The sequence below is a fragment of the Winogradskyella aurantia genome, assembly GCF_002266855.1.
Taxonomy (GTDB): Bacteria; Bacteroidota; Bacteroidia; order Flavobacteriales; family Flavobacteriaceae; genus Winogradskyella; species Winogradskyella aurantia.
In genome coordinates this window covers 87,591-103,344 of sequence record NZ_NGJN01000004.1, presented here as the reverse complement: position 1 = coordinate 103,344, position 15,754 = coordinate 87,591, and the positions used below count along the sequence as shown (strand labels likewise).

The following is a 15,754-nucleotide window of genomic DNA, read 5'->3' as shown; positions in this document are numbered from 1 at the left end:
AACTGTTATAAGCCACTAAATGTGGCTTTTTTTATGCCAGAATACTTTCGTGTCCTGAATCCTTTACAAAAAGGCAGGAGCTTCCTGTTTTTTCGGTCATATCCTTTAGAAATGTATAGGCCAATGTATCATCCATTCCAAAAATATTTAAATCAGCAGGAGGCGCATCGGCAACAACAGTCTTAAAATCACCCAAGTGCACTTCAATTAAGGTGTCAGGCAACCTAGCCAGATTTATGAGTTGGTTTAAGAAGTCAGTGGCGTTTATTTCTTCTTCTGCTGACTTTACAACCGTAATCAACCTTATTTTTGCGCCCCAATTCATTTTGAGCTTATAGGCTATTAGAATGGAAAGGTCTAAATTACCAATGTCCCAACTGAGTTCCCAGTTTCCTGTGCGGTCGCTCACCCAAACATTTATGGTTTTACGCTGACCCAACAAGGCCTTGGGATGCGATACAAACAAAAGAATACCAATCTCTAAACGAATGGCCTCACGCATTACGGGCTTAAGCTCGTTTTCGTAGTCATCGTGATTTTGATAATTTAAGAACATGATATTGGGTCTGAAAAAAGCACCTTGTAGAGCTTGATTTCCATAATTGATACCATTGGCAAATTCATGTGTATGAATTACGGCAGAGGAGGAAAACACCCCTTTGGCCCTGAAAGCAGCTGACATGTCGTCTAATTTTTCAACCAATTTACTTTGTTCTAAAAAGGGTTCAATTCCCAAAAGTTTTATAGATCCTTTGGGCATGGCGATATTCCGAAGAAATTCAAAATTACCCTTTAAACCGTGAATGTCCCTTACGGGGACCATGAGATTGGCCTTCCAGGCACGTTGCTGCATTTTTTTCATACCCCAGGTATGCTTGGCGGCCCATTCCGCAAAGGATACAAACAAGCCAGACCGGACATCCTCAAAGGGGGTTTCCAAATTTTGACGCGACAGATAAAAATAAACAACCAGCACAATGACAACAGATAAAAGACTTATGGTAGGATTGATAATGAACATGGCAAAAATGGACGACACAAGCCCCAGGTAGGGTACCCATTTCGGAATAGGAAATAAAGGTCTGTAACTAATAAGCCCTAAGCGCTGCTCAATAATCACTACAATATTGATCATGGCATAGGTAATCAAGAAAAATAAAGTCACCAGTGGTGCCACAGCATTAAGATTTCGTAACAAAAGGGTAATGAAAACTAAAATACCCGTCACCAACATGGCATTTCGAGGTTGGCCATTAGCACTTTGCCCTGCCAGGATATTGGAGTAGGGCAGTACCTTATGTTCACCCATAGCAAATAGTATGCGCGATGAGCCAACAATAGAAGCCAAGGCAGAGGAGAAGGTAGCTCCTAAAACACCTGCTATGATTAGTGGTCCAAAATACGCCTTATCTACCATTACATAATAATTGGTCAGCAATTCTTCTTCCGTGGCGCTTCGGGCAATCCAAAAGGCCAAGAGCATATAAATCACAAAACTGATACCAATGGCCCACAAGGTACCGGTAGGGATGCTCTTCTTTGGATTTTTAAGTTCACCAGACATGTTTGCACCGGCCATTATTCCTGTGGCTGCCGGGAAAAAGACCGCAAACACAACCCAAAAACTGCTTCCGCTGAAGCCATTCTCACTAGATCCCTTAAAGGTTCCCCAACTTAGAGCTTCACTGGTTGGGGCTACCATAGAACCATTATAGGCGGCAATGACGATGGACAGCAAGGAGAGTATAATAACGCCCATTATAAAAAACTGGGTCTTTATAGCCAGATTGGCACTGATATAGGCTATAACGAATAGGGTTAAAAAGACCGAAATATCCACTAGAAAGGCATTATGTCCAGGAAAGATGCTTAACCAGCCCTCTCGAAACCCAAAGATATACATTGTTACGGCAAGACCTTGGGACACATAACGCGGAATACCTAGACTGCCACCAACTTCAAGACCCAGGGCCTGGGATACGATGGCATAGGCGCCTCCAGCGCCAATTCTGATATTGGTGGTTATTGCAGACATGGACAGTGCCGTACATAAGGTGATTAAAAATGAAATGATAATAATCAACCAAGCGCCTAAAAGACCGGCGTTACCAACCACCCAGCCCAGACGTAAATACATAATAACACCGAGTATGGTTAGAAAGGTTGGTGTAAAAACACCGCCAAAGGTGCCAAATTTTTTAAGTGTTGTGATGGGAGGTTTCAAGTTTCAGTCGTATAATAGTGTGACTGAAGTTACTAAATTTCAAGGAATAGAGAGGTGTTTATGTTTAGGTATTTAATTATGCCGTATACTTTTAAGTGAGTGACTTTAAATCAATACCTGAAGGGTTTAAACCTTGGCTTAACGATGCTGAGACATGTCTTTTTATTTCAAGTAAATGACTAACAATGGAAGATAGCTCATACTGCAGAAAGCGACTGTCTTTTTTGCTAAAGTCTTCAATATGGTGCTTATAGATAGATTCAGATCCTTCTTTTATGGAAATAAAGAAACTATCATCACTAGCGTCTAACGAAATGGAACTTTTAAAATGACTTTCTTTTAACAGCCAGTATGAGAGGCTATTAATCTGATTGAATAAGGAGAGATTCTTGTCCATACGATTAAGTTTTATATGTTAGGGTTTGAGGGTATATGCAAGATATAAACAAGGCTTCTGAGCCACCGAAGATTTAAGACAAACGACGAAATTAATCGCTATGAGTGCCTTCTAGTGCCAAAATTTAGGATAAACGTAAGCTGCAAGAATTATTGATGAATTTAACTATATTGTTACACCGTAAAAATTAAAAGAAAAAAGCTCAAATTATCCTTGAGGTTTGAGCTATATAATAATTGGCAATGAATAAGCAGCGTCGAAAATGGTTAGTACAAGGCGGAATAGGGGCAAGTTTAATAGGATTTGGACTTTCATTGGCGATAGAAGCCAGCCATTGGAAACATTCAGAGGAGCCCTTTTGGGTTTGGGTAGGTGGCGGCACACTAGGTATTGCGTTGCTTGTAGGTGGTATTGTTGTCTTAATTAAGACAAGCCGACTGGAACAGAACTAAAGCTTTTAAGCTGGGCTTTTTTTGTATTTTAAGGGCATGAAACTTTATAATAAGCTAAGATTTAAAATGATAGAAGGACGTCGTCTCAGAAATTACCTCTTTTATGCTTTAGGAGAAATCATTTTAGTGGCTATCGGTATTTTAATCGCAGTAGCCATAAATGACTACCAAGAACAAAAGGCCGCGGAAATACAATTAGAGAATTATCTGAGCGTATACAAGCAAGATTTAGAAATAGACAGTACCGTTGTAGGCCAAACTTTGAATTTTATAGACACAAGAAAGCCTTTTTTTAAACTATTTTTAAGCGATACGGTGACTGCTAAAACCTATCAGGATAATCCTCAAGGCTATGGACTTACCCTGTCGTATTCACCACTGCAGCTGCAGCAAAAGGGTATAAGTCTTTTAGAAAATTACGTAAACGACTCAGATTCCGAAATTGAACAAGACACCTTGGTTTCAAATATTTTAGCCATGCACAGGTATTATGACAATCTTATAACTACGTCCATTAAGCGCATTAGTGACGATATTGATAACAATATGATGTATTTAAAAATGGAGCAACCATGGATTGCGGATTTACTTCTGGGAAAATTAGACGATCCAGATATAATGCCATTTTACTTAAGTGAACAGTATAAAGCACAATTAGCCATTCATTCCACTTTGGTTTTTAGCAATTTGGAACCGCAATTAAAGGCACTTCAAAACTATAATATTGAAACCATTACGCAGTTAAATGAGCGCTTAAAAAAGCGATAATCCATGAAATTATTTAACAAGTTTAGATTTAAAATGATAGAAGGGAAACGACTTAAAAATTACCTGATCTATGGTCTTGGAGAGATTGTACTTGTGGTTATTGGCATCATGTTAGCTCTAGCCATGAACAACTGGAAAGAAGAGCAGTCCGATCAAAAAGAATTAGATCGGATTATTACGGTTATTGCCAAGGACCTTGAAGGAGATTTAAGCGAAACCAAAGAGGTTATCTCCGGATCTAAATTAGATCAAGAACTCACCGTCAAAATGCTGTATAATCCTAAATTCAAGGACTCTATAAGGGGTTGTGAGGATTGTCGTTATATTTTAGCAAGAGTTGCTATACCCAACTATAATTCCAATGGCTATAATTTACTGTCTAATTTTAATAAGGACGTTAAAACGAATAGTAAGAAAGTCGATTCTATAGTTAAATTTTACAGTGCATACAAGCGTGAGGCTTTTGAGGTGAGGCATAACATCATTTTAGAGGAAATTGTGGATAACATGAAATATCTACGCGATAACTTTGATTGGTTTTCAGAATGGTTTATTTCAGGCAAGTGCAATGACGGCTGCTTGGATTATTTTACAGGTCAAGATTATATGAACAGGCTCACGTATTATGAAGCCATCTATTTTGACGATTACTTATATGGTGTGGAGCAGTATCAAAAGGATTTAAAAGCCATGCTGCGTTATTTAAAGTCTTAGAACCCTATGAAATTTTTTAATAAAATACGTTTGGCGAGTTTAAAAAATAAGCGCTTTAGCAATTACCTAATCTATGCCTTAGGTGAAATTATTTTGGTGGTGCTGGGCATTCTCATTGCCTTGTATCTTAATAATTGGAGTACTAACGAGCAACTGGTGGCTGCCAATGTAGACCTACAAAACAGGGTGCTGGTGCAGCTGAACAAAGACATCCATGATTTAGATAGGTTTCAGAAGGAATTGGACTCTTTAGACCAAGTGTATTTAAAAACACTGGGTCGTGATTACGACAAATCCAAGGTCAATGACGCTGGTCTCATTTCAACCATATTATTTGATGTTAAGGATTTGGGGCTCGACCAGCAGAGCATCAATTGGATTGATAATGCGGTATTAGACAATTCCAAAGCCTCAGAAAGTCTTATTAATCTCAGCGGTGTCTATAAATTGTATTTTAAGAATATTGACGATATAGAAAAGATTATTTACGAAAAGTTTAAGACCAACTTGGAACATCTCGAATCTACACAACCTTGGTATACGGAACTCATTACCGATTTTAAATGTGGTAATGACTGTGTGCGCTATTTATTATACAGCGACGAGCACAAAGCCAAAATTGCATCCTTAAGGTTTTTGTATATCAATGGCTATGGCGATTTGGTAAAAGGTTTTTATTATGATCTTATCCGATCAAAAAAAGAATTGGAGCGTTATATGCTATGAATTATAAATAGACTAAGACGTTTGGATATTTCATAGAAGATACAGACTAACCTAATAGTTTTATCCAGTGGGTGAAACTATAAGGAAAAAGAAGCAGAGGTTACGGTTATAATTTCTATTTTACATAATATAAATTATAGGACAAAAGTATTATTGAAGCATATTGCATAAAGTTATGCTATTTGATATAAAATTAGTTCTAACGCTTTAGTGCTATAACGATACCGATTTTATGTCAAAGCAATTTGCTAATCATCGTTTTTGCTTATTGCAATTTATTTTTAACTCAAAAGCGAAGCATTCATGAGCTCCTTATTAAAACAATAAAAATCTGCGAATAATTTCCAGCCGCATAGCCATCGCCATAAAAAAGCTAACCTTTTAGATTGTTTCAAAATTCGCGTATTCGATAATAATCCTGCAATATTTTTTTCTACGCGATTCTCGTCAAGGTTGCCGCAAGAGTATAAAATTACTCTGCGAGATAATTTCTATACACTTGCTCTAATTGTGCTATTATTCAATTTTTTTTGATTTTAATTGTTTAACAAGATTTACAACTGAAATTTGAAATCGAGTTTATTAATCGTTTATTATTTTCTTTTTTTCTTGATAAAAAAAGAAAAAAAATCAAGGCTGCATAAAACTTTGGAAACAATCACCGGTCAATCGCTATATTTTAGAAAGCATTGTAACTGATTAAGATTACTTTGAACTACCTTTAAACCTTACGTTTATTAAAAATATGTATTGCTAGCCCTCTAAAATATATACGCTCTTTCGCCTATTGTTTTAACCAAAGTTTTCTGAGGCCGTTTTCGAGCTTTTATATTCTATTTTACATAATATCTAAAAATTAATATTATCTACTTTTTTTACGTTTAGGTGGTTTTAGTGATGGTGTATTTCCTGGCGTGTTTTTATTATCTCGTGCTCGCCTATCTGGTTTTCCAGTAGATTTAGCAATTCTTTTTGGTCCTGGTTTAAGCCCCATAATCTTTATTTTTTTAATTAATAAATACTTGTTATTTCTTTTACTAACCAGCTATATTATTTATTCTAACCTCTTCCCTAAGTTTGATATTTGAATGATTAAAATTCCCATTACTTAATAGCTGATTTACTTCATTATATATTTTATGTTTTCTTTTATTATCCTTTATAGTTAGAATTAAACAATAGCTTTGACTAAGTTCTTCTCCATCTTGAGCAGCCATTTCTTCTGCAAAATCCCTAAAAAGGCCTTTAACTCGTAAAAACCATTTTTTAGGACTCTTTAGTTTGTTTTCTTTATTCATTGGAGTTAATTCTTCTAGATTTACTGAGTATTTTTTTATAGGATGATATTTCTTTCCATAATCCAAAAGAACTCTTTCCCTTGCATAATCACTATCAAAATCTCTTTTGTATTTTGCTTTATAAGCTCCATTTCTGAAAACATTTTCAACGCCATCTGGTCCAAACTCATTTATTATTGTAGCAACATTCGTATCTCTTTGTTTTATGTTGTCATATGTGCCGAAGAGTACTTCAAGATTGGATTGGCAATACTCACTACCTTGATTCCTTAAAACTGGAGAGCCGACCAAAGTCAAGTTGATATTACCATAAAAATATCCTTCATCATCAATTAAACTTTCTGGAAAAGGAAACTCCAAAATCTCCATAAACTCTCCTTTTATAAGAGTGTCTTGCAATATTAAAGTTATCTCATATTCATCATTATATATAATATCGTCCGTTGGAGATGGTAATCCAAAACCCATTTGTTTTACTCTATCGTTTATTCCCATATTGATGGCTGATGGATATTTTGCGGAATGAATAGCAAGAGCCTTTAATAATAAAGGATTAAACCCCTCATTAATATTCATATCTAATGAAGCAAGTAAAGCGCTCACTCTGGGTGTAGAAAAACTTGTTCCTACCTCTGTAACTAATCGTCCATCTGTACTTAATGAATTTACTCCATTTTTAATAATCCTTCCATTTTTGACAGAAGCGTTTCCTCCATAACTGACTAATTCTGGCTTGATAATATTAGATGGACCTTTACCTATTCTTGTAAATGGAGATGGGTAATCTACATCTGCCAAATCATTTAATTTCTTATTATGAGCGATGGAACCTACAACTAGTGAAAGTATTGAATCTGCTGACCTCGAAACTCTGCTTTTAGGATTGCCGTTCACAAAATTTGTGCAATTTCCAGCTGATTTACAAATTAGCACATCAAATGTTTCTTGTATACTATCTAGTGCTTGCCCAAAATGCGAAAAGTTATGCTCATCTGATTCCTGTCTCGACCCAAGTGACATATTCCAAATTTTAATTTCAGAATTTTGTTTTATTGCCTCTCGTATATTTTCTACAAGTTCATCCTCCGAGATTTTTTCGATATTTTCATCAGGTATTACTGTTGCATCAAATAATTTGCACCCTTCTAGTCCAGAAAGTTTTCTATTTTCTAATTCATCACCATAGACTATTATTCCTGAAACGAACGTACCGTGATTTTTATTGATATAGTTATCTGGATAAGAGGAAAATTTTTTGTCAATTAACCAAGGTTTTAGGTATTTATTTTTTGAAATACCCGAATCCAAAACTCCTATTATGGGGTAATCAACATCTTTACTTGGCGTTTTTATTTCAAGTGTTTCATTAGATTCTACAAAATCTAACCCTACCGTAAATTGTGGCATAAAGCTTATAGATTCAACTGCTTCAAACTCTTGAAGCTTATCAATTGTAGAATGAGTTGTTTCAAAAATTTTATAAATAATTAATTCGGGCGAATAATTAGTTCTTTTAAATTTTAGTTGATTATCAGCGCAAAAGCTTTCAAAAACATTTTTCACAGCATTATTAATTTCCATATTCTGGTAATTAATCATTGTGACTTTTAAATCTTTTCCATCGTTTTCTTCAACTCTAACCTCTGGAAAAAAATCTTCAATATGGCTAATAGCTGACAAACCAACCTTATGCTTATTGATATTTTTTAAATTTTTTTCTATTGCATAAATGTCTCTTGGACTATCAATCTTCACTAACAAATTATTAGCTCCATTAAATCCAATGAAATTGTGCTTGTAGTTAACATTGAAGATTTTTTTAATTTCTGACCTGTGTGATTTTGCTATTGCTTTATCATTAATCTCAACATTTAAAGTCGTTGGAATAAATTTCCTGTTATCAGGTCTTTTTTCAAACTCCTCTAATTTTTCGTGAACAACATTTGAATATTCTTCGGCTCTTTCATAAAGCTCAGAATCTGATAGCACAAATTTAGGAAGGTCACTATTGCCTCCTCCTTCTACTCTCCTTTCGTCTATCTCTTTTCTTTTTTCGAAAATCTTTATTGGTAAATTCTTTTTGCTCATAATAGTGGACTTAAAATATTACGTACTTGTCTTAAAGAAATATCAAAAGTGTCTTTTATTGCATTTTGTGATACTCCGTGCTCGTTTAGATACTTGACTGCTTTGTCAACATCCTTTATGTTGTGATTTTTGTACAAAAAAATCTCCAATAAGAAATATTCAAATCTAACAACATTTTTATTATTTATAATACTCTTAGAAACAGAGCTGTTTATTATTTTTTTAATTTCAGAATGTGATAAAGAATTAAATTCTCCAGATAAAATTTTTAATTTTTTTTCATCATTCCTAAAATCTGTTTCTACTTCGTGAAGAAAAAGACCAATTAAATCTGCTATTTCCTCTGTACTTGGCTTTCCTATTTCAATAACTTTCTCAAAACGTCTCCATATAGCTTTATCTAAAAGCTCCTCGTGATTTGTTGCAGCAATTAATATATTGTTTTGAGTAAATTCATCTATGTTCTGCAATAGGCTATTAATAACCCTTTTTAATTCTCCCATTTCTTGAGAATCATTACGAGCTTTTGCTATAGCATCAAATTCGTCTAAAAACAATATACAAGGCCTGTCATTAGCATAATCAAAAAGTTTTCTGATATTCTTAGAAGTACTTCCTAATAACGAAGATATCAATGAATCGAAACGTGCTGTGATTAATGGTAAATCTAATTCCTTGGCAATATATTTTGCAATTGTTGTTTTGCCAGCTCCAGGAGGACCATATAACAAAAGAGAAGAATTTACTTCTATTCCAAGTTCGTTTAACTTACTTTTTGCATTCACAATTCCAACAAATTCTTCAATCGAACTTTTGATTGAATCAGAAATTTTGATATTTAATTCAATATCAGGAGGTGTCAATATGTTTGCTATATTTAATCGCGTTTCATTATCAACTGGAGCGGTGAATAATTTGTCTTGATAGACAGGCAGTCCTTTCTTATTCTTTAAAACATTTAATATTTTAGTTCCAAGTTTCTCATTTCCATCTTCTATAAGTTTTGATGCAAGATGTTTAGCGTAACTAGCAACTTTCTTAGGGTCGTTAACCAATCCTCCTTCAATTATTTTTACGATTTCAGTGTACATTAATTTGTTTTATAAATTCAAATAACTGTACAAATATATTAAAAAACGTAATATATATGTTGTAAATCGTAATATTTTTGTATAAAAACGTAATATTTAATCTAATTTTTGTAACATAAATTAGTTATTATGTTGTGCATTAAGACTTTAAAGCCATTCCATACACATTCCCACTTCACTCCTATCGTCGCTTCGGGCAAAGCGTATTCCATTACATTTTTTAAAGAAACATTTAAGAAGAAAAAAATAAAGAAACTTTACTTTGGTAAAAGCTTTTTCCCAAAGCAAAGTTGCATAACGCAGAACATTATAGGGCATTAAGAAACAATTAGCGTAATAGCGCTGAAAGGCGATAATCAACATAATCTTAATTCTAGGCTTTTAGCTAAAACCTCTACTTAAAATACAAATACAACTGATAACAAAATAGCGCCATTCCCGCTAGAATCAAATAGACATTGGAGGCTTTATAAAATGCTTGGTAGCTCGGTTTTTCCTTCCATTTGGAAATAATAATTATAATGGGAATTAAGGCAGCTATTTGCCCGAGTTCCACACCCACATTAAAACTAATAATCTTAAGAAGGAACTGGTCTTGGCCCATATCAAACGATTGTAAGCGCGTTGACAAGCCTAAACCATGAATAAGCCCAAAACCAAACACCATAACCAATAGATTTGGAGCTTTAGTCTTAAATAGGTGTTGGAAGCCGTCTAGATTTTCAAACCCTTTATATAGAACGCTTAAGGCAATTACAGCATCTATGAGATATTCATTAACGTTAATGCCAGCATAGGTTCCGCCAATTAGGGTTATACTATGTCCAAGGGTAAATACCGTAATAAACTTAAGGATATCTTTAAAGCCTTCAATAAAAAAAATAACACCAGCTAAAAATAAAAGATGGTCATAACCTGTAAGCATATGCTTTGCTCCTACCCAAATGTAAGACCAAAGCCCTCCGTTATCTAAAATAGCCTGATCACCAGTGCTAACGTCATGAGCCAAGAGTATGCTTGGTAATAAAATAAAGCAGGTAAAACTAAGTGGCTTTAAAGGCTTTTTCATTTTATGTCTTCCTGTTGAACCAAAAAAACAAAAGCCCTAACACCACAATGCTCGCCATCCAAAAGATATAAGTCGGAAAACCATCATCAGTATGTGCTTCATGGGTATGTGTACTGGCATCATGGGTATGCGTATCCGCACCGTGTTCATGTTCTTGGACCTCATCATGACTGTGGTCTGCGTTGTGCCCGGCACCAATTCCAAAAGTAAGTGTGGCCCAATCAGATTCATGCGTCAGTTTTGGATCCGCGGATTCAATCATTTTTATGGTTCTTAAATACCAAGTCCCCTGGGTGTTTATTTCAATACTCACGATACCTTCTTTATTGGTTTTGAACTGTTTTGTGGATGGATGCTGATGTTCCGATGCTTCGGAGTTGTCATGCGAATGCGAATGCGCGGCTTCACCATCGTGACTATGCGTGGTCTCTTCTTTTTTTGCTGTGGCATCTGTTCCTACATATACGAAATGGTTAATTAGAGGCTCTCCATTATACAGTAAGCGCACTTCCAAATTATGCCCTGGGTGCAAATCATAAGGGTTTTGAAGCGGCATAAACTCTAGTGGATAGCCTAAATTAACGCTCCAATCGTTTGATAATTTGTCGCCTACCTGAAAAATGGTTTTGACGTGCTTGGCATACTTCTCAACAGCATCATCATTTAATGTGTTTGTTTTTTTCCGATTTTCCAAGACCTCAAGAACCCCATCACTCTTCAAATAGGCATTAAAATCGTCTGCCTTAAGCACAATATCCCTAGAAGCAGTGGATAAACCGGCCACCCATGTGCCCTCATTTCCAGTAGTGAAATTTAAAAAGGTGATGTCATTTTTTTCGAACCAATTGGATGAATCTACTGCGGTACGCTTTCCATTTCCTACCAAGCTTACATCTAGCATTCTATTTCGGTCTATAACATTGTCGCTTTTTTCAAAAGTGCCATTAAAGAGTTGCAAAACAGCTTTTGAATTGGGTTGAAGGTGATACGCGTCAAGCTTTAAGAACATATCGTGACTGCACAGAACGACAAATGCAAGTAAAGCAGCTAGGACCATTAGAGGTTTTTTCATGTGATGATGATTTGAATTTAGCAGCTTCAAATATCAAGAAATTCTGGAATTTTGGCAACTAAAACCTTAGATGCACAACGAATAGGGTTTTCAGGAAGATTTAAGCCTATGAACTAGAATTTTACAAAACTGACAAGCATCATTCCTAGAAATACCTTCTTGGGATAAATTTGCCAAATACTCAAAACTAAAGACTTAAAACATGAAAACTTCAAAAATTGTAATTTTAATGCTTTCAATGGTATGGATTAACGGCGCACTGTTTTCCCAGGAAAAATGGTCTGTTGAAGTACGACCAGGAGTAAACCTCCCAACTTCGGATTTTGGGGAGGCCAATATCAAAACAGGGTTTGGATTTGAGGCCGCAATAGGCTACCGCTTTATGGAGCATTTAGGAGCTTATGTCGGTTGGGGTTACAATAATTTTAAGCTTGAGGATTCTGGTTTCGAATTTGATGAAACAGGCTATACGTTTGGCTTCCAGTTTATCCATCCTTTAGGCACTTCCGAAAAACTGTCTTACCTACTTAGAGCTGGTGGAATCTACAATCATATTGAGCTCGAAAATAGTGATGGTGACCTTGTTGACGATTCGGGTCATGGCTTTGGTTGGGAAATTGGGGCTGGAATTAATTACGAGTTAGGAAGCAACTGGCATATTAGACCACAAATAGGCTATCGTGCTCTTTCCAGAGATATTGAATTAGGGGAAATCACCTCCAATATTGATGTTAATTACGTTGTTTTTGGCGTAGGCATTGCAAAATCGTTTTAAAACTGAATAATGACTTTTTTTTGGGGATACACGATTTTGTATAATGACACACACATTATCCAAACCATATTTTGATCTCAGACTAAGACCATTTACGGTACCATGAACTGCCCTTTCCAAGACGTATTCTTTTTGGTATAGGCTATCCGTAAATGGTTTGGACGTTTCAATTGTAAGTATTCGATTCTGTTTGGTACAATTTGCAGTACCGTAAAATTGTAATCCTGCGCATTATAATCTACAGCATCAGGTTGTTTTATAGAGGTTCCCGGTGCCAATGTGGTGATATAATCTCTTCTGGAGGTGTTTGAAATACTGCTCCAATGCTGTTGCACCACCTGTTTATCGGTTACGAATTGCGCCTCACCAATGATGGTGATCTGCATCAGTTTTTTAGGATGATAAAATAAGGCACTGACTTCGGGATTGTTCTTTATATCCATGACCTTTTGAGACCGAGTATCCGTATAAACGATTAAGCTTAGGTCGGTCGTCATTTTTCTCAAAACGACCGTGCGTTGTCGCGGTACGCCCTGACTTAGGGTGGCCAGGCTAAAATACCGGAACGGATGCCGCTTTTTTACCGTACCATTGATTAACTCAGCCTTAATAACTTTAAAAAAACTCTCTTCCAACATAATTTTTTATAAAAATAACAAAAAACAACGAGGCCTTTTTTAACTGGTTGATCTACCTAAGGTTTTAAATAGCCCAAATCCTTAAAGAGTTTAGGGGATTGCTTTAGGTAACGCGCCTTATTGGTCTCCTTAAACCAGGCCTTAGCCACCTGTGCGTTGTTGTTGAGGCGACTGTCCTTCCATTCTGAAATACCGTCTATACTAGCCTTAGACCAATTGGTGGTTATAAAGCTTATGGCCTTTATGTTCTTTTGATAGGTAAAGGACAAAAAATTTACAAACCACTGGTCCCATACGGCATTGCTATTTTTGTCAATGCCCTGGATGGGGCTAGACTCTGCAATCATGACCGGTTTATGGTGTGCTTTGGCAAAGGCCAGAACATCATCACAATACGGACCAAAGTCAGTACCGCCGTAGGCATGACCAAATACCGAAATGGCTACCCAATCTACATAATCATCTCCCGGATACCACGCCGATAAGGGATAATCCTTATAGGGTTTTGCCGCATAGGAATGCCAAACAAATGCCACGTTATCAACGCCTTCCGCGCGCATAAGATTTACAATATGCTTATAGGCCTTAACATAGGCTTCAGGCTCTAATTCGTTGTGTACACCGTCAAATTCATAACCAATCCTTAAGTAAATGGGCCTTTTGGCCGCTTTGGCCCAATTGCTGTATTTTATAATCACATCATCGTACTGGCCTTTACCTGCGTTTTTGGCAACCTCCCACTTCCCCACCATCCACATGGCACTTTGGATAACCGTATTTGGAAAGTCCTCCACTAACATTTGATGGTCTTGGCTAGCACCGGTCTCATTTTTATGGGCTTTTCGTACACCACTAAACTCGGGAATGCCCCAATAGGCAGACCAGCCACCTGGCGTCGGTTGTCCCTTAAAATGGGCCCTGTATTCACTAATATCCTCTACGGTTTGCCCCATAATGAGCAGGGTTTTACCTTCTGGTGGAACAAATTTTGTTTGTTGGTACTCATACATAAATTCCGGGTCGATATCCGTTTGTATTTTGGAAACCATGTCTTCAGTGGTTGGATGATTCTGGTCAATTTCCTTGTCTTGCCCATAGGACAGCAAGCAAGATGTCATTAAAATTACGATAATACCACGAAACCCAATAAGATGACCTTGTTTAAATATCTTGAAATTATATATGCGATTCATTTTTCTCTTCTTTAGGGTTTCTTTTTGGTTTATTCTGCGATATCTAATTCTCTAAATTGTTACCTTTCGTTGCCTTGCGGTAATCTCCCAGGTGTCTATCTTCTTTTTATTCTGTATAAGTGAAACCTTATCATATAGGTTTACCGTGGGGCAAATATGGTAGGGAACACCATAGTACACATCACCAACCGCGATAGTGTCCCAGGTACTTACGCTCAACACCCCATGTTCTTCACTTTGAGAAATTAATTCGTAATGCTCCAAATTTAAAAACTTCACCCGTTTGTCAATAGAGTTTTCGGAACCCACGGCTTTATGTCCCAAATCTATGGTAATAATATCCTTTGTGGGTTTTGAAATAACCCGGCATACTAATAGAGCAGCAGGCTTAAAGTCCTGTTCTTTTAGTTGTTCACCGTAACCCCAATCCCAAAGCACGCAAGTTCCTGGGCTTGTAATACGGTTCTTTTGATGTTTATGGGAAGTGAAGGAGGGTGTGCCACCACATATTAATTTGATATCTGGCTGTGTTGGCTTAAGTCTTTCAAATAAGTTGTTTATGGGTTCGAACTCCTCTTCAATTTGATGCTTTCTGTTCTGAAAATCAGAATCTCTTAAATGTCCGTCATAAACGTGTAGTCCACTTAATTGTAAGCCTTTGCAGTTGGAAATTGTCTCCAAAAGAGTCTCTAAACCTGGACCTAACGAAATACCAGAACGATTCATCCCGCTATTAATATCTATATATACATCCACCACTCTTTGAGCGTCAATGGCGAGGTCGTTTAAAACCTTAGCCGAACCAATATTATCCACTAGGGTTGAAAAGCTGGTGTTTGGAAAATTGTGACATAAGGCCAAAAAGCGGTTCAGTTTTGGACCAACCAGTTGATGGGCAACTAACACGCCATATGCCCCTTCCCTAGCCGCAATTTCTGCCTCAGCAATTGTTGACGCTTTGAAATTTTTAATACCTAAAGCTATCATGCGATGAATGACTTTCGGCATTTTATTGGTTTTAAGATGTGGCATAAGCATTGTGGTATATCCACCAACCATAGCAAGCATGTTATGAAGGTTGTACATCAAGTTGTCCTCGTACAGAACCAAGGACGGTGAATCAATAGCTTCTATATCCTCTATTTCATACCATTCACTCATTGTGTTCAAATTATAATAAGTCTTAAATTAGCAATAGATGCTAGCTTTTCTTATGTCATACCTATCTCTCATCTTTTGGCTACAGATT

At 36.4% G+C, this 15,754-nt stretch carries 14 protein-coding genes; 5 read left to right on the top strand and 9 right to left on the bottom strand.

Translation table 11 applies throughout. From position 1 onward, the window contains the following. Positions 1-31 precede the first annotated feature (31 nt). On the bottom strand, positions 32-2,224 hold the full coding sequence (locus CA834_RS08420) for an amino acid permease (RefSeq protein ID WP_240507534.1): 2,193 nt from the start codon (positions 2,222-2,224) through the stop codon (positions 32-34). A 91-nt stretch (positions 2,225-2,315) separates the two neighbouring features. Continuing rightward, positions 2,316-2,621, bottom strand: a complete 306-nt coding sequence (locus CA834_RS08415) for a hypothetical protein (protein ID WP_094968255.1) — start codon at positions 2,619-2,621, stop codon at positions 2,316-2,318. A gap of 242 nt (positions 2,622-2,863) precedes the next feature. On the opposite strand from CA834_RS08415, the gene CA834_RS08410 reads away from it, so the two are divergent. Genes CA834_RS08410 through CA834_RS08395 form a run of 4 tightly spaced genes read left to right on the top strand, consistent with a single transcriptional unit; the run spans position 2,864 to position 5,281 of the window. Beyond that, positions 2,864-3,073, top strand: a complete 210-nt coding sequence (locus CA834_RS08410; protein WP_094968254.1) for a hypothetical protein — start codon at positions 2,864-2,866, stop codon at positions 3,071-3,073. 36 nt (positions 3,074-3,109) lie between these two features. Next, positions 3,110-3,841, top strand: a complete 732-nt coding sequence (locus tag CA834_RS08405; protein WP_094968253.1) for a hypothetical protein — start codon at positions 3,110-3,112, stop codon at positions 3,839-3,841. A 3-nt stretch (positions 3,842-3,844) separates the two neighbouring features. Next, positions 3,845-4,555 (top strand): DUF6090 family protein, encoded by a 711-nt coding sequence (locus tag CA834_RS08400; protein ID WP_133085475.1) that lies wholly within the window; start codon positions 3,845-3,847, stop codon positions 4,553-4,555. 6 nt (positions 4,556-4,561) lie between these two features. Next, positions 4,562-5,281 (top strand): hypothetical protein, encoded by a 720-nt coding sequence (locus CA834_RS08395; RefSeq protein WP_094968251.1) that lies wholly within the window; start codon positions 4,562-4,564, stop codon positions 5,279-5,281. Between the two features lie 1,037 nt (positions 5,282-6,318). Here CA834_RS08395 and CA834_RS08390 read toward each other — a convergent pair. The 4 genes from CA834_RS08390 to CA834_RS08370 form a co-directional block, all read right to left on the bottom strand. Then, the gene (locus CA834_RS08390) at positions 6,319-8,667 is read right to left on the bottom strand and encodes a S8 family peptidase (RefSeq protein WP_094968250.1); all 2,349 of its coding nucleotides are present in this window, start codon (positions 8,665-8,667) and stop codon (positions 6,319-6,321) included. Then, positions 8,664-9,758: an AAA family ATPase gene (locus CA834_RS08385; protein WP_094968249.1), complete on the bottom strand. Its 1,095-nt coding sequence runs from the start codon at positions 9,756-9,758 to the stop codon at positions 8,664-8,666. Before CA834_RS08385 ends, CA834_RS08390 begins: the two co-directional genes overlap by 4 nt. A 394-nt stretch (positions 9,759-10,152) precedes the next feature. After that, a complete protein-coding gene (locus CA834_RS08375) occupies positions 10,153-10,827 on the bottom strand; it encodes a HupE/UreJ family protein (RefSeq protein ID WP_094968247.1) in 675 nt (224 codons plus the stop codon). Position 10,828: 1 nt separating this feature from the next. Continuing rightward, complete coding sequence (locus CA834_RS08370) at positions 10,829-11,899, bottom strand: DUF4198 domain-containing protein (protein WP_094968246.1); 1,071 nt, start codon at positions 11,897-11,899, stop codon at positions 10,829-10,831. Between the two features lie 202 nt (positions 11,900-12,101). Between CA834_RS08370 and CA834_RS08365 the strand changes: the two genes are divergently transcribed. After that, entirely contained in the window at positions 12,102-12,674 is a 573-nt protein-coding gene (locus CA834_RS08365) for an outer membrane beta-barrel protein (protein ID WP_240507533.1), read from the top strand. Positions 12,675-12,766: 92 nt separating this feature from the next. On the opposite strand, the gene CA834_RS08360 is transcribed toward CA834_RS08365, so the two are convergent. The 3 genes from CA834_RS08360 to CA834_RS08350 are packed head-to-tail and all read right to left on the bottom strand — an operon-like array spanning position 12,767 to position 15,666. Then, positions 12,767-13,312, bottom strand: coding sequence for a pyridoxamine 5'-phosphate oxidase family protein (locus tag CA834_RS08360; RefSeq protein ID WP_094968245.1), 546 nt, complete (start codon positions 13,310-13,312; stop codon positions 12,767-12,769). Positions 13,313-13,368: 56 nt separating this feature from the next. Next, positions 13,369-14,505 carry a glycoside hydrolase family 26 protein gene (locus CA834_RS08355; protein ID WP_110476936.1) on the bottom strand — a complete coding sequence of 379 codons (1,137 nt, stop codon included), beginning with the start codon at positions 14,503-14,505 and terminating at the stop codon, positions 13,369-13,371. A gap of 51 nt (positions 14,506-14,556) precedes the next feature. Continuing rightward, on the bottom strand, positions 14,557-15,666 hold the full coding sequence (locus tag CA834_RS08350; RefSeq protein WP_094968243.1) for a D-TA family PLP-dependent enzyme: 1,110 nt from the start codon (positions 15,664-15,666) through the stop codon (positions 14,557-14,559). Between the last annotated feature and the right edge of the window lie 88 nt (positions 15,667-15,754).